This window comes from Paenibacillus sp. BSR1-1 (assembly GCF_030403775.1).
GTDB lineage: Bacteria > Bacillota > Bacilli > Bacillales > Cytobacillaceae > Neobacillus.
In genome coordinates, this window is sequence record NZ_JAQMWQ010000010.1 from 1 (window position 1) to 20838 (window position 20838).

Annotated in this window: 20 protein-coding genes; 15 read left to right on the top strand and 5 right to left on the bottom strand. The window is 37.7% G+C overall.

The features are described 5' to 3' along the window. The first annotated feature begins 356 nt into the window (after positions 1-356). Positions 357-695 (top strand): YrdB family protein, encoded by a 339-nt coding sequence (locus PH210_RS15255; protein ID WP_289986675.1) that lies wholly within the window; start codon positions 357-359, stop codon positions 693-695. 45 nt (positions 696-740) lie between these two features. On the opposite strand, the gene PH210_RS15260 is transcribed toward PH210_RS15255, so the two are convergent. Then, a complete protein-coding gene (locus tag PH210_RS15260; RefSeq protein ID WP_223589579.1) occupies positions 741-944 on the bottom strand; it encodes a YbdD/YjiX family protein in 204 nt (67 codons plus the stop codon). Beyond that, positions 937-3012: a carbon starvation CstA family protein gene (locus PH210_RS15265; RefSeq protein WP_289986676.1), complete on the bottom strand. Its 2076-nt coding sequence runs from the start codon at positions 3010-3012 to the stop codon at positions 937-939. The genes PH210_RS15260 and PH210_RS15265 overlap by 8 nt, the downstream gene beginning before the upstream one ends. A 255-nt stretch (positions 3013-3267) precedes the next feature. On the opposite strand from PH210_RS15265, the gene PH210_RS15270 reads away from it, so the two are divergent. The 6 genes from PH210_RS15270 to PH210_RS15295 all read left to right on the top strand — a co-directional run bounded on the left by PH210_RS15270 (position 3268) and on the right by PH210_RS15295 (position 7921). Next, complete coding sequence (locus PH210_RS15270; RefSeq protein ID WP_289986677.1) at positions 3268-4029, top strand: threonine/serine exporter family protein; 762 nt, start codon at positions 3268-3270, stop codon at positions 4027-4029. A gap of 12 nt (positions 4030-4041) precedes the next feature. Then, entirely contained in the window at positions 4042-4488 is a 447-nt protein-coding gene (locus tag PH210_RS15275; protein WP_289986678.1) for a threonine/serine exporter family protein, read from the top strand. Between the two features lie 189 nt (positions 4489-4677). Next, complete coding sequence (locus PH210_RS15280; protein ID WP_289986679.1) at positions 4678-5424, top strand: C39 family peptidase; 747 nt, start codon at positions 4678-4680, stop codon at positions 5422-5424. 505 nt (positions 5425-5929) lie between these two features. Continuing rightward, a complete protein-coding gene (locus tag PH210_RS15285; protein ID WP_289986680.1) occupies positions 5930-6565 on the top strand; it encodes a DODA-type extradiol aromatic ring-opening family dioxygenase in 636 nt (211 codons plus the stop codon). A gap of 9 nt (positions 6566-6574) precedes the next feature. After that, a complete protein-coding gene (locus PH210_RS15290; RefSeq protein WP_289986681.1) occupies positions 6575-6733 on the top strand; it encodes a hypothetical protein in 159 nt (52 codons plus the stop codon). Positions 6734-6892: 159 nt separating this feature from the next. Next, complete coding sequence (locus tag PH210_RS15295) at positions 6893-7921, top strand: potassium channel family protein (RefSeq protein WP_289986882.1); 1029 nt, start codon at positions 6893-6895, stop codon at positions 7919-7921. A gap of 28 nt (positions 7922-7949) precedes the next feature. Here PH210_RS15295 and PH210_RS15300 read toward each other — a convergent pair whose 3' ends face one another. From PH210_RS15300 to PH210_RS15310, 3 genes are read right to left on the bottom strand one after another with little or no spacing between them, the layout of a single operon-like run. After that, a complete protein-coding gene (locus PH210_RS15300) occupies positions 7950-8336 on the bottom strand; it encodes a DUF350 domain-containing protein (protein ID WP_223589589.1) in 387 nt (128 codons plus the stop codon). Between the two features lie 12 nt (positions 8337-8348). Beyond that, positions 8349-9569: a glutathionylspermidine synthase family protein gene (locus tag PH210_RS15305; RefSeq protein WP_289986684.1), complete on the bottom strand. Its 1221-nt coding sequence runs from the start codon at positions 9567-9569 to the stop codon at positions 8349-8351. 2 nt (positions 9570-9571) lie between these two features. Then, a complete protein-coding gene (locus PH210_RS15310) occupies positions 9572-9838 on the bottom strand; it encodes a hypothetical protein (RefSeq protein ID WP_483312119.1) in 267 nt (88 codons plus the stop codon). 137 nt (positions 9839-9975) lie between these two features. On the opposite strand from PH210_RS15310, the gene PH210_RS15315 reads away from it, so the two are divergent. The 8 genes from PH210_RS15315 to PH210_RS15350 all read left to right on the top strand — a co-directional run bounded on the left by PH210_RS15315 (position 9976) and on the right by PH210_RS15350 (position 20834). Next, positions 9976-10422: a hypothetical protein gene (locus PH210_RS15315; RefSeq protein WP_289986688.1), complete on the top strand. Its 447-nt coding sequence runs from the start codon at positions 9976-9978 to the stop codon at positions 10420-10422. Between the two features lie 95 nt (positions 10423-10517). Beyond that, a complete protein-coding gene (locus PH210_RS15320; protein WP_289986690.1) occupies positions 10518-11789 on the top strand; it encodes an ATP-binding protein in 1272 nt (423 codons plus the stop codon). Positions 11790-11878: 89 nt separating this feature from the next. After that, on the top strand, positions 11879-13654 hold the full coding sequence (locus PH210_RS15325) for a sensor histidine kinase (protein ID WP_289986692.1): 1776 nt from the start codon (positions 11879-11881) through the stop codon (positions 13652-13654). Further along, positions 13632-14366, top strand: coding sequence for a LytR/AlgR family response regulator transcription factor (locus tag PH210_RS15330; protein ID WP_289986694.1), 735 nt, complete (start codon positions 13632-13634; stop codon positions 14364-14366). Before PH210_RS15325 ends, PH210_RS15330 begins: the two co-directional genes overlap by 23 nt. A gap of 138 nt (positions 14367-14504) precedes the next feature. Continuing rightward, entirely contained in the window at positions 14505-16298 is a 1794-nt protein-coding gene (gene cstA, locus PH210_RS15335) for a carbon starvation protein CstA (RefSeq protein ID WP_289986696.1), read from the top strand. Between the two features lie 308 nt (positions 16299-16606). Further along, entirely contained in the window at positions 16607-18022 is a 1416-nt protein-coding gene (gene bcaP, locus PH210_RS15340) for a branched-chain amino acid transporter BcaP (RefSeq protein WP_289986699.1), read from the top strand. Between the two features lie 173 nt (positions 18023-18195). Next, positions 18196-19431 carry an ATP-binding protein gene (locus PH210_RS15345; protein WP_289986701.1) on the top strand — a complete coding sequence of 412 codons (1236 nt, stop codon included), beginning with the start codon at positions 18196-18198 and terminating at the stop codon, positions 19429-19431. A 215-nt stretch (positions 19432-19646) separates the two neighbouring features. Continuing rightward, positions 19647-20834 (top strand): HD-GYP domain-containing protein, encoded by a 1188-nt coding sequence (locus PH210_RS15350; protein WP_289986703.1) that lies wholly within the window; start codon positions 19647-19649, stop codon positions 20832-20834. Positions 20835-20838 lie beyond the last annotated feature (4 nt).

The window sequence follows — 20838 nt, forward strand, 5'->3', positions numbered from 1 at the left end:
CGCGGAAGGTGAAGAAGGTTGACCTCAAAATGAAAAACTGAGAAAACAAGAGAAAAAGAAAGCTTGTGTCCGGAATTAGGGGGCCAAACCGAATTCGCTGATAAATTCTATAAATTCGCTGATAAAATTTGATTCGCAAATAAAACCAGAGTTTTCGCAAATAAAATCAATAAATTCGCAATAAACTGGGGAAATTCGCAAATAAAAGGACCTTTTCCGAAAATAAGATCGAAAAATCGTTTTTACTTGCAAATGGATTATCTTTTGTAAAAAACAATAAAAATTTTGTTATTTGAATACTCCTGCTCAGAAGTGAATATGAAATTAAAGATTACGTCATAAAAAGGGAGAAAAGGATGGAGGCATTAAAAGTTATTAATCTTGGTATTCGATTCCTTTTAGAAATCATGGTGCTTGTGATATTAGGCTATTGGGGATTTCATGTTTCACAAGGAACAATCATCAAAATCCTGCTTGGTATCGGAACACCCCTACTTGCAGCAGTCATATGGGGAATGTTTGGGGCACCGAAGGCACCATACTTACAAAGTGGATTCGCGTTTTTAGGATTAGAGATTGTCATTTTTGGATTACCAGCAGTAGCTTTGTGTTTTGCTGAAAAACAAACGCTAGCTTACATTTATGGTTTGATTGTAGTTATAAATCTAGTATTAATGAAAATTTGGCACCAATAAAAAACAGCCTGCCCACCTCTAAATAGGTGTCAGGCTGTTTTCGGTTTAACAGCATCTGGATACTTTTCCGCCCTTTGCGTTGTACCGGGCTTCCTGTGCCTCACAGAAAAATTCTTTTCGTGATTTTATGGACTCGCCAGGGTGATGCAATTCCATATGCTTAACGTAGGTTTCGTAGCTGGGAACACCAACTAGCAGACTAATAAATTGTTTTCTGAAGGAGTTAAGTTCCTTTAATTTATTAAGCATATTTTTGGAAATCTCCTTTGTCACGAGGCACATATGGCGATTCGTGCAGTGGTAATTTGTGGTTAGAGATTACTTTAAACCATATACGAATGGCTGAGATTAATACAACAATGACAACTGCCATGAATATTCCTGTAAGGGTGGCATCAACATAATCATTAATTAAAACTTGTTTCATTTGCGCGGCCGTCGTTGCTGGAGCAAGTACCTTGCCGCCATCATATGCCTCTTTAAAAATTTTCGCATGTGACAAGAAGCCGATCTTTGGATTGTCATGGAATAATTTTTGCCATCCTGCTGTCAACGTAACGATTAACAGCCAGGTTGTCGGCAGTAAAGTAACCCACACATATGCTTTTTTGCCCATCTTATAAAGAATGGTTGTTCCGAGAAGAAGGGCAATAGCCGCCAGCATTTGATTGGCAATACCGAATAACGGCCAAAGAGTATTGATTCCGCCGAGCGGGTCAATGACACCTTGATACAAGAAGTAACCCCAGAAGAGGACGCATAGCGCCGTGGCAATTAGGTTTGGAATAAGCGCTTCTGTTTTGGCAAATGGTTTATAAGCAGTTCCAATCAAGTCCTGGATCATAAAGCGTCCAACACGAGTTCCCGCATCAATGGTTGTTAAGATGAATAACGCTTCAAAAAGGATGGCGAAATGGTACCAAAATGCCATTAAGGCCTTCCCGCCAATTACTTTTGAGAAAATAACAGCCATCCCAATCGCAAGTGTTGGTGCACCGCCAGTTCTTGAGAGGATGGTTTGTTCTCCGACATTGCTGGCGATTGTTTTTAAATCATCAGGAGTGACCGTAAAACCCCAGCTTGATACGGTAGTGGCAGCTTGAACAACATCTGTCCCGATTAAGGCAGCCGGACTGTTTATTGCAAAATAAACTCCAGGATGGAGCACACATGCTGCAATCATCGCCATGACGGCTACAAACGATTCAGTCAGCATGGCACCATAGCCAATCGGGCGGGCATGTGATTCTGTTTCAATCATTTTTGGCGTAGTACCGGAAGAGACCAGTGCATGGAATCCAGAAACAGATCCACAGGCAATAGTAATAAATAGGAAAGGGAAAAGGTTTCCAGCAAACACCGGACCTGTTCCATCAATAAACTTTGTAACGCCAGACATTTCAAGGTTTGGGGCAACAATAATAATGCCCAACGCAAGGGCCAAGATTGTCCCAACCTTTAGGAAAGTACTTAAATAATCACGAGGAGCCAGAAGCAGCCATACAGGTAAGACGGATGCCACAAATCCATAGATAATCATCATAATGGCGATCGTTTCACCTTTAAAGGTAAACATGGCTGCAAGTGTAGGATTTTCAGCAACTGTTTGCCCAAAGAATAAGGAAAGGAGCAAAAGCACAATGCCAATCACTGATGCCTCACCCACACGGCCTGGACGAATAAAGCGCATATAAATACCCATAAAAATGGCAATCGGAATCGTTGCGGCGATTGTGAACATTCCCCATGGACTGCCTACAAGCGCTTTCACAACTACCAATGCTAAAACGGCTAATAAAATAATCATAATACCTAAAATACCAATCATTGAAACAATGCCTGTGAATTTACCCATCTCATCCTTGATCATTTCACCTAAAGATTTACCGTTTCGGCGCATGGATCCAAACAGAATAATAAAGTCCTGAACAGCTCCTGCTAATACAACACCGACAACAATCCAAAGGGTTCCGGGCAAATATCCCATTTGAGCTGCTAAGATTGGACCTACTAATGGACCGGCACCGGCAATTGCTGCGAAGTGGTGTCCAAATAGAACCCATTTGTTGGTGGGAACATAGTCTTTACCATCGTTATGTATTTCTGCTGGTGTTTTCCTTGAATCATCAAGCTGGAAAACCTTTTGGGCAATAAACTTGCTGTAAAAGCGGTAAGCAATCGCATAGACGCAAACAGCAGCTGTTAACAGCCAAATGGCATTGATGCTTTCTCCATTATTTAAGGCCATTACCGCAAATCCTGCTGCACCCAAGGCTGCAATTACACCCCAGATTAATATGGATTTTAATGCTTTCAAACATATCGCCACCTTTTGCTAAAATATGACAATAGTATAATTTATTTTTTAGAAAATTTAAATAATTATTTTTTCCTAAATTAAACATTTTTGTGAATCTTTAAATCAAAGTTTTGTTAAACTTAGTGGTTGATTTGGGGCCTTCCGCTTCAATTAACAATGTCTTTAATACAGCCTAAATCAAAAGATAATTGCTTCAAACCTTTGTTTTGATTAAACTTAGAAACAAATGTTGAAATATGTGGTGAAAAATTAATGGAAAAACAAGTTGAACAAACCTATGACATTATGGAGGTCTGCCTGCTAGCTGGAAAAGTCATGCTTCAAAGCGGCGGAGAAACGTATCGGGTTGAGGATACAATGATGCGGATTGCCGCCTCCTTTGGCATTGAAAAAACACATAGTTATGTAACTCCGACCGGTATCATTTTTTCTGCTGAAGGAGCGGAACCGACAAAGACTAAGCTAATCAGGATTTCCGAACGGTCCACTGATTTGAAGAAGGTCGCTATGGTAAACAGCGTTTCACGAAGAATTAGCAGCGGCGAATTGAAACTTGAAGAAGCATTAAATCAATTAAAAGAAATTGATTCTTTAAATCTTACTTTTCCTTTTATGGTTCAAGTGGCTGCTGCATCCTTAGCAAGCGGCTGTTTTATGATTATGTTTAATGGGGGCTGGAATGATTTTATCCCCTCGCTTATTTCTGGTGGGATTGGGTATCTTAGTTTTATATATTTTCACCGGTTCATCCCAATTAAGTTTTTCTCGGAGTTTTTAGCTTCGTTCGTAATTGGGTTGATGTCTTTTATTTTTGTAAAAATTGGTATTGGCCACCAATTGGATAAAATCATTATCGGTTCGGTCATGACCTTAGTTCCGGGGCTTTTAGTAACGAATGCAATCAGGGATTTAATGGCAGGACATTTAGTTTCCGGACTGTCAAAAGGGGCAGAAGCATTTTTGACGGCCTTTGCCATTGGTGCAGGAATTGCAGTAGTTCTATCATTTTTGTAAGGGTGGATAAAATTGGCTATACTAGCACAGTTAATCACAAGTTTTATTGCAACAGGTGCATTTGGCATAATTTTTAATGCACCAAAAGAATCTTTAGTAAAATGTGGACTTATAGGAATGGGCGGCTGGCTCATTTACTATCTTCTCGAGGATTTTTCAGGTGATGCCGTTTTTGCTACTTTGGCTGCGACTGTTTTTGTGGCAGTCATTAGTCAGGAGCTGGCAAAGTTTTATAAAATGCCTGTCATCATTTTTAGTGTAGCCGGGATTATACCTTTAGTGCCTGGCGGTCTAGCGTATGATGCGATGAGGAATTTTGTTGAAAACGATTATAATTCTGCTTTGGGCTCTGCAGCAAAAGTACTCATGCTTGCCGGATCGATTGCCTTCGGTTTAGTTTTTTCTGAAGTAATTAACCAGTTATTAAAAAAGCTTCATCTAAATAAAACACGAACTTAATCAAAATGCTCTTTTGCTCGATCTGCAAAAGAGCATTTCTTTTAAGGAAAACTTAAGGTAATCCGATTATTCTCTAATTGGAAATGAATTTCCTTTATCGTTTACAGATTTTTTGGTATGGTAATAAAGTAGTATATTACTAGTATGAATTTTCAGCCAAGTCTATAACAAGGATGGAATTAATCGGATATGAAAAAAACGTTGATTATCGGTATTATTTTATTAATAACCTTTTTTAGCGCCAAAAGTATTTTGGCGGTAAAGTCGAGCGAGGCTTTACCAGCATTTAAGGCTGTTAATACACCACTGATTACGAGAGAGGTAGCTTTACAGAAAGAAAGCCCTATTTTACCTGATAGTAAACTATTAGATGTACCTTTGTTAAATCAAATGGATAAACCGCTTTTATATAATGGGTGCGAGGTTACTAGCCTAGCGATGATTTTGAATTACAGTGGGGTAAACGTGACGAAAAACGAATTGGCGAAAAATATTAAAACGGTTCCGTTAACCTACAGAAATGGCAAGAAGGGAAATCCAAATGCAGGGTTTGTTGGAGATATGGCACACGGTCCTGGTTTAGGTGTTTATAATGGTCCTGTCTATGAGCTAGCGCAGAAATATGCAGGTGATAAAGCAGTCAATTTAACTGGCAGTCCGTTTACGGATTTATTAAAGAAGGTAAGCCAGGGTCATCCAGTTTGGATTATTACTACGACTAACTTCGCTCCCGTTTCTGTCTTTCAAACATGGGATACCCCGCAAGGAAAAATCGACATTACCTTTAGTGAACACAGTGTCGTGATAACAGGCTACGATGAAAATTATATCTATATTAACGATCCATATGGAACAAAAAATAAAAAATTGGATCGAGACAATTTTATTAAAGCATGGGAGAAAATGGAAAAACAAGCAATTATTATAGAAAACTAAAGTGCATGGCCTGATTGGAGAATCAGGTCATTTTTTCTTGCAAAATTGGACGAAGGCAGAGGAATTATAGTCCCTCTGCCTTCTATTTGCTTTGGTTCGTAATTTGAACCATTATTGTAACTTGTGATTGGTTGCGCATATCTAGTCAGCCATCGCAAGGTAAAAATTTATATATTATCGTTGTTTATAAAAAACAAGCTTGCCGCGGTTATTCTTCCACCTGATGGTTTTATACCTAAACGATGTAAGCCCTACCTCTCTTACATCCTAACGGCTCCGAAGCCGATCCAGTGTGAATAAGTTTTTTATTTTAAAACATAAGCAGAATGCCAGAAAAATTCTTACATTGCGTTATTTTATCTTTTACAAGTTACTATTAATAAAGCACAAGATATTATTATATATTCTTTATGTCGTTTTGTCAAATTATTATTTTTTAGGAGGATTTGTATGTAAGTTCCTCTAAATAAATGAAGTATTAAATAAATTGAGGAGGAACCGATTTATGAATCCCTTTGTTTTTGCCTGCATCACTCCACATGGAGGAGAAATTATTCCAGAACTGCAGGGGGAATTACCAGAAAGAATGTCCCTGACAAGAGGAAATATGGAAAAGCTGGGTGCCCGAATGTCGGAGGCACAACCCGAATGCATCATCATCCTCACTCCTCACGGCACGAGAATCAATGGTCAATTTGCTATTACAGATTCTGAAAGAATGGCAGGAATGGTTGAAGAAAATGGAGCAGTTTTTTATTTGGAACGGAGGGTGGAAAGAGACCTGGCAAAATTGGTTTGCCAATTCGCGTTGGAAGATGAGATACCAGCAGCTGCGATTAATTTTGGAACGGCAGCTGGAGATTTTTCATGCTTGCCGCTTGATTGGGGAACAATTGTGCCGCTTCGGTTTATGCCGAATATACCAATTGTCGTGATAAACCCATCAAGGGAACTTTCTTATCAGAAACATATTGAGTTCGGGAAATCGTTAAGGAAAGCAGTCCAAGCTTCAAACATGCGGGTAGGTTTGATTGCCAGCTGTGATTGGGCCCATGCCCATGATGAAAATGGACCTTATGGATTTGATCCCGCAGCTAAAAACCTCGATAAATTAGTGGTTGAACTAATCAAAACTAATTAATTGGAAAAAATGGCAGATCTTGAACGTGACTTTATTGGGGCTGCTAAACCAGATGGAATTTGGCAGACATTAATACTCGCCGGGGCGATCCCGTCTGAAGAACGGAGAGTTGAGTTTTTATCGTATGAAGTACCAACCTATTTTGGACTAATCTGTGCAAAATTTTAGGCTTAACGAAAAGACCGATGCCACGATTCCTGTTGAAAAATTCTTTTTACAAATAATGATTTCATTATTAATTTTCCCCCTTTAATAAACTGTATAGTAAAATTAGAAAAATAAGGTATAGGAGAAATTTTATGGTTATTAAAGAGGAGTGGGGCATTGATGATATTTTTTCGGAAATTATTTTTAACGGCGTCCCGGTACCGCTACAGAACAGTTTTGGTGTTTACAATCTTTTATATTGTGATAAATGCTGAAATTATGAGAGTTCTCGAGCCGAAGACCTTTGAAAATACCTTCCATGCCGTTTGGTGGATTTTAACGACCATGACAACGGTAGGTTATGGAGATGTTTTTCCTACGACGCAGCTAGGAAGGATTTGGGCTATGCTCATTGTTTATACATTGGGGATTGGAGTGTTTGGTACGGTGATTGGCATGATTGTCGATGGTGTTTCCCAGTATAAACGGCTGAAGGAGGAAGGGAAAATGACTTTTAGAGGAGAAAATCATTTTGTTATTGTTGGCTGGACGGCTAAAAGCAAGAATACCATAAAGGAACTGTTTATTGCAGAACCTAGAACTGAAATTGTTCTGATAGATGAATTGGAAAAGACTCCCTATGAACATGAACGGTTTCTTTATATTCAAGGGAGTCCAACTGATGAAGACATTTTGAGGAAAGCAAAGATTGAAAAAGCAAAAGCGGTTCTGTTGTTTGCTCCAGATGGTATCGACAATCCGGATCTGGCGGATGGAAAAACACTTTTAGTAGCTTCCTCGATTGAACGGTACGATGACGGCACGGAAAAAGAGATTTATACGATTGCAGAGATATTAAATGAAAAGCATGTTGGTAATTTCAAGCATGTTAAAATTGATGAATTTATCCTTTCGCACGAATCTGTATCCAATCTGATGGCAAAATCTGCTCAGACGAAAGGAGCCAGCCATCTCTTTACACAATTATTAAGCCGCAAAGATGGTGAGGATGGAAGTGATTTATGGGAGGTTGAAGTTAATCCAGAATGGAAAACATATGGAGAGGCATATGAAAGTCTTAAGCAAAAAGGTGCACAATTAATTGCAGACCGAAGCGATTTAAACATTTTGAAAAAATGGCAAGAACCTCTTCCTAAGGACGCAAGGTTATTTGTCATTTGCGATAAGAAAACCTACCAGGCCATTTAAAAAAACGCATCCACGGGATGCGTTTTTTTCAATAGGTTAAACAGCCAGCAATCACAACGCCGATGGAAATCGATAAAAACATAAGAAAAAGCCCGACTGCCTGATTATCTTCCTCGATGCTTTGGTTGACATTAAATCGTGGTGTCAGCCATTCTGCCAGGTAAAAAACTATAATCTGCGCGAGAATGCCAATCGCTCCCCAAATTACCATGTCCATGAGGGAGATCGAATTGGCAGCTGTTGAATACAAAACGATTGCAAGACCAAGGAGACGGCCGCCTAGTACATAGCTCGCTGCTTTATTTCCTTTCGCCATTAAAGAAAATTCCTTAACCTTTGTTGTTACTTCCATAAGAAAAAGTCCCACTAGTAAAAGCCCAAGCGATACGGCCAAGTATAATAAGAAATTTGCCATTTACGTTCCCCCTTATTTTTTAATTCCCACCGGTAAAAAGTAAGATTCATTCCCTGTGATTTTTCCGCCTGCACGAATTCCAATGCTGCTTGGCTTGCCGGCAATAAGAAATGAACCAAACACGTAGGAAAGTTCCTCTATTCCTTTTTCTGTTTCCAGTGAAACAGTTGGAAGAGGTACATAGGACTGAAAGACAGGAAGTTCTTGTTCATAGGTTTGAAATGAATTTTGCTCAGTGATTTCGGAATGTTGATTCCAAATCTTAATAGAATCTCCTTCTCTGCCAAAGGATGGTTTTTGGACAAAGGCACAAGTGCCTATAAATGAATCTGGCTCAAGATAGGTAGGAAGCATATATTCCTTAATCCATTTTTGTTCTTCTCCTGAAAAAAAGGCTCCTTGCTCAGCTAATCCCCAAATTAGACTTTGAATGGATTTAGGCTGGAGAAGAAAAGCGGAAACAGGATTTACAATCGAGATTTTCCCTTCTTTTGCAAGCTTTAGTAATTCGATTCCAACAAGATCGCCTGATTCGGAGTCCCTGTCTTCGATAAGATGCTCAAGTGGATAGGTTTGGCGGTACAAAACATCTATGACCTCGCCGTCTGGATCGAATAAAGCATGATTTGTGATGCGAAGATCACTTAAAGGAACCATTTTGTTTTTCATCTGGCAAAGCTGACTTAAATATTGAGTGGTGTTCCAGTCCTCCATATGATCCTCGTGGGCAGCGAACACCACATTCGGTGACATTTTTTCAGCTGACGCCTCTAATACGGCTTTTGTAATAGCAGAGGAAAGGAGCCGTTCCCCGTCATTATTCGGATTTAGCATATCGAATTCCGCACAAACCAGTCCGTTCATTTGAAAACATTCCACAATAAAGGTTGGTGTGTCGCTATTAAATTCAAGTAATTTAATACCATTTTTCGTCAACGCGAAATCGAAACGGGAAATAACCGATTCTGGAAAAAGAGTTTTTTCTCTAATAAATGGAATGCTCCCTTTTGGATATCCGAATTCAAGCAGCTGTTCATCCGTCAGATTTCGAAGCAGAAGGGCTGTTTTAAAAAAAATCTTTCCCATTCGCTCTGTTGCTTGTTTAATTTTAAGGTGGATTTCCTGCGTTATTGTAAATACGTGAAAAAGACTGTACTCGCTCCCGTATAAATCAGACCAAAAGAATGGATATCGTGCATAAAAGTCTTTGCGTTTTTCAACATAATCCGCCATTTCTAACCTCCAAATCCACCCTTCGATCCGCTCCCAAATCCTCCCTTAAAGCTTGAGGAAGATTTATAGGATTTATAGGAGGAGGATTTCAAGAGGGAGGACTTATTTCGATAATAGCTTCCCCCGTAAAAATAATGTCCAAAATGACTTGAATGGCTGTCATCGCATTTCCACACACCTTGATCATCGTCCCATTCCCAGTCCCTGCAGCTTTTGTCATTGGGCTTGGGCGGATGATCATCCGAACAGCCTGAAAGCGTTCCGGCCATAAGAGAAGTAAGAACACCAGTTATTAACCATTGGGTTTTCTTCACCTTACCACTCTCCTTCTTTGTTATATATTTTAATTATAAAAGTAAAATAGAGGAAAACAATGGTAAAATTAGTGGAAAAGGAGTGATAGCCTGTGAGACTGGAATATCGGCTTGATGATGACCACCAGTATCCTGCCCTTTGGAATTACATGAATGTTTCTCCTGCAGAAGCAGTGGCAAGGATGTCCTGTGAATTTTTTGTGAAAGAAGGAGAGACATATGTGGTCACTGCAACAGCCATGGACCCGGATGGGTCTGCAGTTATATACATCAAAAAAGAAAGATTTACGAATGATTCAACGGAAATCCACTATCCTCATATTGGCTTTGAGATAAGAGAACTTAACAGAAGCGGATCAAACCTAATAGAGCATAAAGATGTTTGGGACCATGAGGGAGTGCTCCCTGCCCTCCACTCAGAGTATATTTATATACAAAGGAATGGAAAATTTGCCGAGTTTGCTATGGATTCTAGAGAAATTGACGAAGATCGAAAATGTTATGTGTACTATGGTAATTTTACGGGAAAAAGCAGATGATTTTTTTTTTTAGTATAATTTTTTGAAAATTGAAGGAATGTGACGATTTTTGTCGTATTGTTATCCTTATACATGGTTAACTGTGGGGGAATACAATGCTGGCAGAAAAACTTCTTTTGAATTTGTTAATCACCATCGCACCAGTCCTTTTTTGTAGCGCGCTTTTAGATCATAAGAACAAATTAAATAATCCCTACCTTGTAGGAATATTGCACAGTATTGCGGCGCTTGCTTGCATGACTTTTTCATATGCCAACTATGGATTCTATTGGGACCTCCGATATGTTCCTGTTATTATAGCCTTTTTATACGCAGGGAGGGAGGCAGGAGGTATTGTTTTACTAACCATTATTATTGCCCGAATATTAATGGGGGGAGATACTGTCATATTTGGAATTGTAAACAGTTTATTTACTGCTCTTATTCCATTTCTCATGATGAAAAAGTTTTGGAACTGCCCGCCAAATAAACGTGTATTTCTAACAATCATAGCTGGTGGCTGGTCTCTTGTTGTTTGCTATCTATCACTTAGAGTTTCCCGCTATTTTGAGGGTGATTTATTTAAATTAGACTTTAATATTCCAGACGTACTCCTTATTGGTTTAATTGAAACCATTGCTATTGCTTTAGCCGCAAAGCTCCATGAAGGAATGATTGAAAGAAATAAAATGAAGGAAGAGATCCAGCGTGCCGAAAAGCTTAATACGCTTGGAGAACTTGCTGCTTCCATTGCACATGAAGTCCGCAATCCATTAACAGTTGTCAAGGGATTTCTTCAGTTGATGCAGCAGCAGGAGGCAGGGAAGAATTATGAATATCTTACTCTAGTATTAAGTGAATTAGCTCGGGCGGAATCGATTATCAATGACTACCTGAATTTTGCAAAACCAAAATTTGAAAAAATAGAAGAATTTTTATTGACTGAAGTTTTATCAGAAGTAATGATGCTTCTAACTCCTTTGGCAGCAAAACAGGGTGTTCAGTTAGAAAGCCAGCTTGATTATGCGAAATTTATTCTTTTTACTGACCGTAACCAATTAAAGCAAGCGCTCGTTAATTTGATCAAAAATGCGATTGAAGCAACCCCAGAAGGCGGAAAAGTAACCATACATAATAAATCAGATCAAACCTCAGCCTCGATATTAATCTCTGACACTGGAAAAGGAATGACCCCTGAACAATTATCACGGATTGGAACGTTATTTTATACGACAAAAGATAAAGGCACAGGTCTCGGAACGTCAGTTTCTTTAAGAATTATAGAAACAATGCGCGGAAAAGTTTCCTATCAAAGCGAGCCAGGGCTAGGGACCATTGTGACGATGGTACTTCCATCAGGGAGAAAAGAGGAACTAGTAAATATTTAACAAGCAAAACTAACCGTTCGAATGACAGGTTAGTTTATTTTTTTTGATATAGTTATATTAAAAAACGATTTTTTTAAAAGGAGAGAACTATGATTGAATTATTGCCGCTTATGTTAGAGCGTGTTGGAATCCTAATCATTGTTGCATTCCTTCTCTCGAGAATGAAATCTTTTCGTGAGATTATCCATAATGAGCATGGCATTCGGGCAAAGATAGTCATGATTTCTATTTTTGGTGTATTTGGAATTATTAGTAATTATACAGGAGTAATGATTGGACACGGTACCATAACCTCTCAGGAATGGCTGGCAGATATGGATAGTGAAAGTGCCATTGCAAATACGAGAATAATGGGTGTAACGATGGGAGGATTGCTGGGCGGTCCAATAGTTGGTGTTGGTGTAGGGTTAATCGCTGGTTTGCATAGATTGACATTGGGTGGTTTTACAGGACTTGCTTGTGCATTTTCCACTATATTGGCTGGAATAGTTACTGGCAGTTTAAGCAAACGCTTTAAAATTCAAGATGGAAGTTCCCTTTGGAAAGCAGTCGTCATGGGAGTTTTAATGGAATGTGTCCAAATGGGTATTATTCTTCTTTTAGCAAAGCCATATGAAGAAGCGCTTCATCTTGTCGAATTAATTGCTTTCCCGATGATTGTAATTAACGGATTTGGTACATTATTATTTCTGCTCATTATACAGGAAATTCTTCAAGAGCAGGAGCGGACACGCGCACTTCAAACGCATAAAGCTTTATATATTGCGAACCAAACACTTCCGTTCTTTCGTCAAGGCTTGAATGTTGATTCATGCAAGAAAGCAGCTGAAATTATTCTGAAATGGACACATGCGGATGCGATTTCGATAACTGATCAAACACAAGTATTAGCTCATGTCGGGGATGCTTCCGATCATCATGTCCCGATGGGAAAAATGTCAACAGAATTAACGAAAACAGTAGTAGACGAGGGGAGGATTATTATTGCAAAATCCCCAGAAGAAATTAAGTGCTTTGACTCAAACTGCCCTTTAAAGGCTGCTATCGTATTGCCATTAAAGGTCCATGAAAAAACCGTTGGTACATTAAAGCTTTATTTTACTGATGTCAGTAAGCTTGATCTTGTTGAACAAGAACTTGCGGGTGGATTAGGTCAATTGTTTTCAGGGCAGCTAGAAATGGCTGAGCTCGAAATGCAAAGAAGGTTATTAAAAGATGCTGAGATAAAAGCTTTACAGGCTCAAGTTCATCCCCATTTTTTGTTTAATGCTATAAATACAATCTCCAGCCTAATTCGTACGGATGCAGATAAAGCACGGAGCCTTCTGATTAAATTAAGTACTTTCTTTCGCAGCAATCTTCAGGGGTCGAGGCAAATGCTAATACCACTTGAAAAAGAGCTTGAACATGTTGATGCCTATTTAACGATTGAGCAGGCGCGTTTTCCGAACCGTTATAAGGTTGAATTTGATATAGATGAATCATTAGAAAAGATGCTGATTCCTCCTTTTACGTTACAGCCGCTTGTCGAAAACGCCATTCGTTATGCATTCCCTAGAGCTCAAAATGGCACAGTAAAGGTCCGATGCTATAGAGAAGGTGAGAAAATAGTTCTGTTAACGGAGGACGACGGAAAAGGAATCACACAAGAATTACTCTCTTCACTTGGAAATCAGACGGTGGATTCAGTGGATGGAACTGGTACGGCCTTATGGAATATCAAAAAACGGATTGAAGAAATCTACGGGCAAACTGCCTCTTTTCAAATAAACAGTTGGCCTAATAAAGGAACCAAGGTTTTTATTACATTACCTGAAAATCAACAAAAATGGGGTGAGGTTGTTGCTAAAGGCATTTATCGTTGATGATGAGCCGCTTGCAAGAGATGAACTGGTCTTTCTCCTGAAAAGGAGCAATCAGATTGAAATAGCCGGTGAGGCAGATTCTGTTGAGGCGGCTTTTGAAAAAATAGCGAACCTTGAGATTGATGTTATTTTTTTAGATATCCAGCTTGCAGATGAAAGCGGAATGGAAATTGCCGAGCGAATTAATGAAATGGAATTTCCACCATTAATTGTATTTGCGACAGCTTTTGATGAGTATGCTTTAAAGGCATTTGAATTAAATGCGGCTGATTATATTCTTAAACCTTTTGATGAGAAGAGAGTCCAGCAGACGATTGAAAAACTTTATAGGGTTGTTGCAAATATTCCTCTTTCATCAAGAAAAAAATCTCTTTCTCATGAGAGGACAGAAAAGCTGGCTGTTACTGTTGATGAAAAGATTGTCTTGATAAATCTTAATGAAATTAACTATATAGGTTCAATCGAGGGAAAAACTGTCATAGCCGCAGATAAACAGAAACACATTGTAAATGATCCTCTTGTTATGTTTGAAAGGAAGCTTCACCATTCTTCTATCCTTCGAGTTCATAGGGCATATCTAGTAAATATTGATGCGATTAACGAGATTGAGCCTTGGTTTAATTCAACCTATAATTTAATCATGAGGGATGGAGAAAAAGTTCCGGTTAGCAGAACTTATACAAAAGAGCTAAAACAGCTGCTTGGCTTTTGAGCAGCTGTTTTTGTATTTCATACTACTATTCTTGTTTTTTATCCGAAAATTCCTGCATTTCAGCCTAAAAACCTAATGGTAACGTTTTCTTTCGATATGATAGTGATAAGAAAAAAGGAATCAGGGGGTTGAAATAAAATGAATGCGGTTTCAATTGTAATAGGTTCAATTTGTATTTTGATGATTGCCTATCGCTTATATGGAACATTCATGGCTGCAAAGGTGTTAAAATTAGATGATTCAAAACCGACACCAGCTCATGAGTTAAATGATGGAAAGGATTATGTGCCAACTAATAAGTGGGTAACATTTGGTCATCATTTTGCTGCAATCGCAGCAGCAGGGCCTCTAGTAGGTCCTATCCTTGCAGCACAATTTGGCTATTTGCCAGGATTATTATGGCTCTTGATTGGGGCGGTAATAGGCGGAGCAGTTCATGATGCAGTAGTTCTCTTTGCATCTATGCGAAAAAAAGGAAAATCCTTATCTGAGGTTGCAAAAGAGGAACTTGGACCGGTTGCAGGTTTTTGTACAGGTCTAGCGATGCTGTTCATAATTACGATAACGATGGCAGGCCTATCCATGGTTGTCCTTCATGCTCTCGAAAACAATCCATGGGGAACGTTTTCGGTCGGAATCACGATTCCAATCGCAATGTTTGTAGGAATTGCTTATAAAAAAACGGGCAACTTGAAATTAACCTCAACAATTGGCTTTATTCTTGTTATGGTTGGAGTTTTTGTTGGTCCTTCTATCCAAGATACGGCCTTAGGTGATTGGCTCACATTAGACACAAAAACATTGGCTATTATTCTGCCAATCTATGCATTTTTTGCTGCAGCCCTACCAGTTTGGCTTTTGCTTGCTCCACGCGATTATTTAAGCAGCTTTATGAAAATAGGGGTATTTATTGCTTTAATTATTGGAGTATTTATTATTAATCCTAGTATTGAGATGCCGGCTTTTACAAAATTCACTCAAGGGGGCGGGCCGGTTTTAGGTGGACCAGTATGGCCGTTTATCTCCATAACCATTGCCTGCGGTGCAATTTCCGGCTTCCATGCATTTGTTGGCTCAGGTACAACGCCAAAAATGCTAGATCGTTGGTCAGATATTAAGGTTGTTGGTTTTGGAGCAATGTTAGTTGAATGTGTTGTGGGAATCATGGCGTTAATTGCTGCAACTGCTCTCCAGCCTGCAGATTACTTTGCTATTAACTCAACACCTGAAGTATTCAAGACTTTAGGAATGAATGTGGTGGAGTTACCGAAACTTGCAAAGGAAATTGGGATTGATCTAGAAGGCAGAACCGGTGGCGCAGTTACCTTAGCTGTAGGGATGACCTACATTTTTACTGGTATTCCATGGTTTGCAAAGCTATCATCTTATTTCTTCCAATTTGTTATTATGTTTGAAGCGGTGTTTATCCTCACGGCGATTGATTCCGGAACGCGTGTGGCTCGTTATTTAATCCAAGACTTTTTTGGTGAATTTTATAAACCATTGAAAAAAACCGATTGGATTCCAGGGTCAATCATTGCAAGTGCTTTAGCATGCTTTATGTGGGGATATTTACTGTTCTCAGGGGACATTGGTTCTGTTTGGGCTCTGTTTGGCGTTTCCAATCAGTTAATGGCCTCGATTGGTCTTATTGTAGGTGCCACTGTTATTCTCAAAATTGCAGATAAACGACGGTATATGCTTACTTGCCTTGTTCCGCTTGCGTATTTATTCGTGACGGTAAACTATGCAGGATACTGGATGGTGAAAAACGTTTATTTGAATACCGCTGCATCTGGCTATAGTGTTCTTAATGGAATTTTATCTATCATCATGTTAATACTTGGTATGGTGATTATGGTGAGTGCAATTAAAAAATGGATTAGTATGTGGAATTCACCACGAGTACAATTGGAATCAAAAGTAGCATAAAAATAAAAAGATGGCATCTGTTTCCTAGTGACGGATGTCATCTTTTTTTTGAATAAAAAAACAGTATTATAAAATAATTTTATTTTTATAGATATAGTATAAAGCGTCGTTTATTTGTTTTTAGGGATTAATCTGAATTCATTAAAGGATAAGAAAATTCGGTATTTATCAATTGGGAGTATTTTCAAATAATTTTATTTTTCAAAAAATATTGCTTTTTGTAGAAAAAGATTATATTATCTGTATATAATTTTTTTACGAGTTATTTTGTCAGAACATTAAGACAATATAACAAGGAGGTTTACAAAATGGATTTATTTAGAAAGAAATCGATTCAGGCACTGATCCAAGAAGTTGGAAAAAAAGATGTTACCTTGAAGAAGGATTTAGGTGCCTTTGATTTATCTATGCTGGGAATTGGTGCAATTATTGGAACTGGAATTTTTGTTCTTACAGGAGTTGCTGCTGCAGAGCATGCAGGTCCGGCTCTAATACTATCATTTATTTTATCTGGATTAGCTTGCGTGTTTGCAGCGCTTTGTTATGCAGAGTTTGCTTCCACCGTACCGGTATCAGGCAGTGCTTATACGTACAGCTATGCAACATTTGGTGAATTAATCGCCTGGATCTTAGGGTGGGATTTAATCCTCGAATACGGGCTAGCATCATCAGCAGTTGCCAGTGGCTGGTCTGGATATTTTCAAGGATTACTTGCGGGATTTGGCATACATTTTCCAACTGCCTTAACAAGTGCCTACGATCCTGCAAAAGGGACGTACATTGATGTTCCAGCTATTCTTATTGTGTTCATTATTACGCTCTTGTTAACTCAAGGAGTTAAAAAATCAGCTCGTTTTAATACAATTATGGTAATTATTAAACTAGTAGTTGTTTTACTATTTATTGGCGTAGGAGTATGGTATGTAAAGCCAGGAAACTGGACTCCATTCATGCCATTCGGTTTCTCTGGTGTTACTGCCGGAGCGGCAACAGTTTTCTTTGCTTATATTGGTTTTGATGCTGTTTCAACAGCAGCTGAAGAAGTGAAAAATCCACAAAAAAATATGCCGATTGGAATTATCGCTTCACTTGCTGTTTGTACCGTTTTATATATCGTTGTTTCTGCCATTTTGACAGGTATCGTTCCTTACACTGAACTTGGTGTGAAAAACCCAGTTGCTTTCGCTCTTAGTTATATTCATCAAGATTGGGTTGCAGGTTTTATTTCGCTGGGTGCCATTGTTGGGATCACGACTGTATTACTCGTAATGCTTTATGGACAAACTCGTTTATTCTATGCAATCAGCCGTGATGGTCTATTACCAAAGGTATTTTCAAAGGTTGATAAGAAGAAGCAGACACCAATGTTCAACTCATGGATTACATGTTTACTAGTATCAATTTTTGCAGGTTTAGTTCCATTAAATAAACTTGCCCATTTAGTAAACATGGGGACATTATTCGCCTTTATGACAGTTGCTATCGGTATCTTATATCTTCGTAAAAACAATATGGCACCAAAATCTGGTTTTCGTGTTCCATTTGTTCCTTATATTCCGATTCTAGCTTTTGTTTTCTGTGGATATTTAACTCTTCAGCTTCCAGCAGAATCATGGATCAGCTTCGGTATTTGGTTAGTAATTGGATTAGGAGTATACTTCGGATACGGCCGAAAGCATTCTACATTGAATACTCAAGTGGAACCGTTGAAAAAAGTAAGTTAACAAAATTCGCAAAGGGCTTGCATCTGCAAGCCCTTTTTTACGTATTTGCGAAAAATGTCGAAGATAATCATTAATACCCAATAATTGTCTGTTCTTATTAGAGAAAAATGATAAAATAGTAGCATATTAATATACTTATTCTTTCAAAGAACTTCAATGAGGGAGAAGCAAACATGAACGAAGGCATCAGGAGTCCTAAACTGATATTTGAAGAGAAAAAGGCGATAATTTTATTTTTGTGGCTGTTTAATTTAATATTTTTTTCTTGGGATATTTACTACTATGGTTTTAGAGCCTATACCAATGGCGAGGCTGTGAGCATTGCAAGGGATGGTATGGGAATTTGGCTTTATGTATTGGTTCTAGGAGTTCTTTCTATAGCTATATTCCTTATTAAAAGGGGAAGTATTTACAAAATTAAATATTTATACATATATAGCTACCTGTGTATAGACTTAATAGATAACTTAATGAGATATTTAGGGACAACTAAGGATTTTGCTACTGGCAATATTGTCGAACTATTATTTATACTTTTTTCCCCTATTTTTGTTAATAAAAAATATTTTTGGGTTGTTTTGTTAGGTTTTATAGGAAAAGATGTATTGCTAGGTTTAACTTTACGAGACTTAAATCTATTGTTTCCAATAATATCTTATATAGTTTTATCAGCGATTGCTTATATTTTATTAAATCGGTTTTACTCTTATATTCTTTCATTGACAAGTGCATATGAAGAGTTGCGCCAGAAGGAGAAGCTGGCAGTAATAGGTCAAATGGCTGCCGCAATAGGTCACGAAATTCGCAATCCTTTGTCTGCATTAAAAGGATTTACACAGTTGCAGCAGGAACGATACCCAAATACTAATGAATTTCATCCTATTATGATTCAGGAAATTGACCGGATTAATTCAATTGTCGATGATTTGTTGTATTTAGGAAAACCACGTGCTCTTAACTTTGAAAAACAAAGTATTGAAGAGATTATTGCTTACACACTATCCATTACGCAGCAACTGGCTGAAAGGCAAAATATAAAAGTAGAAACCAAAATGGCTGGTCCTTTACCACCCATATATTGCGATGAAAAGCAATTGAAGCAGGTTTTTATCAACTTGATAAAAAATGCAATAGAATCAATGCCAGATGGTGGCAGGATAAAAATCCAAGTTAAAATTATAGAAAACCTCAGACTTAATATCTCAATAGAGGATGAAGGATATGGAATCTCAGATGAGATTATTCTAAATCTAGGGGAACCTTTCTTTACCACGAAAAAGGATGGAACAGGACTTGGTTTAATGGTCACTAATCATATTATTAAAGATCACAATGGTGAACTAAACATCAACAGTGTCCTTAAACAAGGTACAATAGTCGAAGTCATTTTACCTATTAATCAAAGCTAATAATTCACTATAACAAAAAATACTTCTTTTTTATTCACAAATCATCCTAGTTTTCTCTATTTCTCATTTAACAAATGATTTATAATGTAGAAAAGTGTAGTAATTTGTGTAATTTTCGTATTTTTCGGGATATTTGTATCACTTTTTGAAAACTACTAATTTTTTTGTCAAATTAATAAGACTGAGAGCTTTTATTTCTAACGTGAGGTAAGCAAATGAAAACGAAAATAATAGATCCAAATATAAGAAATGAAGAAGGTCGGACAATAAAGTGGTTTATAGTTTTATTTTATATTATTTCCATTGCCTATGATTTGTTTTATAAAATTATTTCAGATTATAATCCTAATTTAAAATCCAATACTCCAGATGTACTAGGTTATTGGATTTATCTATTTATGTTTGCGCTAATTCCAGTTGCTCGTTATTTATATAAACACCAAAAACAACATCAAATAAAATATATTTATTTTATTTCTTACACTACTTTGACATTTATTAATGATATTATTTCCTTCTATGGTAAAAACGTTCCATACAAAAGTGGTAATGCTGTAGAAATCCTTTGGTTATTATTATCTCCAATATTTGTAAGCAATACTTTCTTTAAAATCGTTTCAATCGGCTTATTATTAAAGTATATTCTTGTTGGATTAATTCTACAATCTCCTGATGTTTTGTCAGCTTTATTACTTTTAGCCGTTTTATGGATTTTTTCATTCATCATTCTTAATAGATTTCAATCTTATGTAAAAGCAATTAAAACTTCCTATGATCAACAATTAGTGGGCATTGTTAAAGGGGTAATTGCAACCTTAGAATTAAAAGATCCTTATACTAGAGGACATAGTGAACGTGTCGCTAGCTATGCACTTGAATTAGCTAAAATGAGTGGGGAATTTACTTCTGAAGAGCTTAAAGATTTTAACTATGCTTGCTTACTTCATGATATCGGAAAGATTCATATCCCAGACCAAATATTAATGAAATCAGGAAAACTGAGTAGTGAAGAATATGAAACAATCAAGTCACATACAGTGGTTGGTGCAGAGGCGGTTTCAAAAGTAGTTAGATTTCAAAATAATATCGACGTCATCCGCTCTCATCACGAGCGCTGGGATGGCAATGGTTACCCAGACCAATTAAAAGGCGAGGAAATCCCTTTTCTCGCTCGAATTGCGGCTATTGCAGATGCCTTTGATGCAATGACCTCAACAAGGTCATACAGAGCCGCTTTACCTGTTGAAGAAGCTTATAAACGGATTTTAGAAGGTAAGGGTACTCAATTTGATCCGAATTTAGTTGAGAAATTCAAATTGATTTACCCATCATGGATTGCAATTCATGATAGTTCCAATAAAAAAATAGAAGAAAATTATGAAAGCTTAAATGTAATAAATTAGTTAG

Excerpts from the sequence above, each read along its gene's own strand:
- PH210_RS15270 (WP_289986677.1), top strand. The coding sequence starts at position 3,268 with ATGGAAAAACAAGTTGAACAAACCTATGACATTATGGAGGTCTGCCTG.
- PH210_RS15260 (WP_223589579.1), bottom strand. The coding sequence starts at position 944 with ATGCTTAATAAATTAAAGGAACTTAACTCCTTCAGAAAACAATTTATT.
- PH210_RS15320 (WP_289986690.1), top strand. The coding sequence starts at position 10,518 with ATGCTGGCAGAAAAACTTCTTTTGAATTTGTTAATCACCATCGCACCA.
- PH210_RS15255 (WP_289986675.1), top strand. The coding sequence starts at position 357 with ATGGAGGCATTAAAAGTTATTAATCTTGGTATTCGATTCCTTTTAGAA.
- PH210_RS15345 (WP_289986701.1), top strand. The coding sequence starts at position 18,196 with ATGAACGAAGGCATCAGGAGTCCTAAACTGATATTTGAAGAGAAAAAG.
- PH210_RS15310 (WP_483312119.1), bottom strand. The coding sequence starts at position 9,838 with ATGGCCGGAACGCTTTCAGGCTGTTCGGATGATCATCCGCCCAAGCCC.
- PH210_RS15325 (WP_289986692.1), top strand. The coding sequence starts at position 11,879 with ATGATTGAATTATTGCCGCTTATGTTAGAGCGTGTTGGAATCCTAATC.
- PH210_RS15305 (WP_289986684.1), bottom strand. The coding sequence starts at position 9,569 with ATGGCGGATTATGTTGAAAAACGCAAAGACTTTTATGCACGATATCCA.
- bcaP (WP_289986699.1), top strand. The coding sequence starts at position 16,607 with ATGGATTTATTTAGAAAGAAATCGATTCAGGCACTGATCCAAGAAGTT.
- PH210_RS15295 (WP_289986882.1), top strand. The coding sequence starts at position 6,893 with ATGATATTTTTTCGGAAATTATTTTTAACGGCGTCCCGGTACCGCTAC.
- cstA (WP_289986696.1), top strand. The coding sequence starts at position 14,505 with ATGAATGCGGTTTCAATTGTAATAGGTTCAATTTGTATTTTGATGATT.
- PH210_RS15290 (WP_289986681.1), top strand. The coding sequence starts at position 6,575 with ATGGCAGATCTTGAACGTGACTTTATTGGGGCTGCTAAACCAGATGGA.
- PH210_RS15280 (WP_289986679.1), top strand. The coding sequence starts at position 4,678 with ATGAAAAAAACGTTGATTATCGGTATTATTTTATTAATAACCTTTTTT.
- PH210_RS15285 (WP_289986680.1), top strand. The coding sequence starts at position 5,930 with ATGAATCCCTTTGTTTTTGCCTGCATCACTCCACATGGAGGAGAAATT.
- PH210_RS15350 (WP_289986703.1), top strand. The coding sequence starts at position 19,647 with ATGAAAACGAAAATAATAGATCCAAATATAAGAAATGAAGAAGGTCGG.
- PH210_RS15300 (WP_223589589.1), bottom strand. The coding sequence starts at position 8,336 with ATGGCAAATTTCTTATTATACTTGGCCGTATCGCTTGGGCTTTTACTA.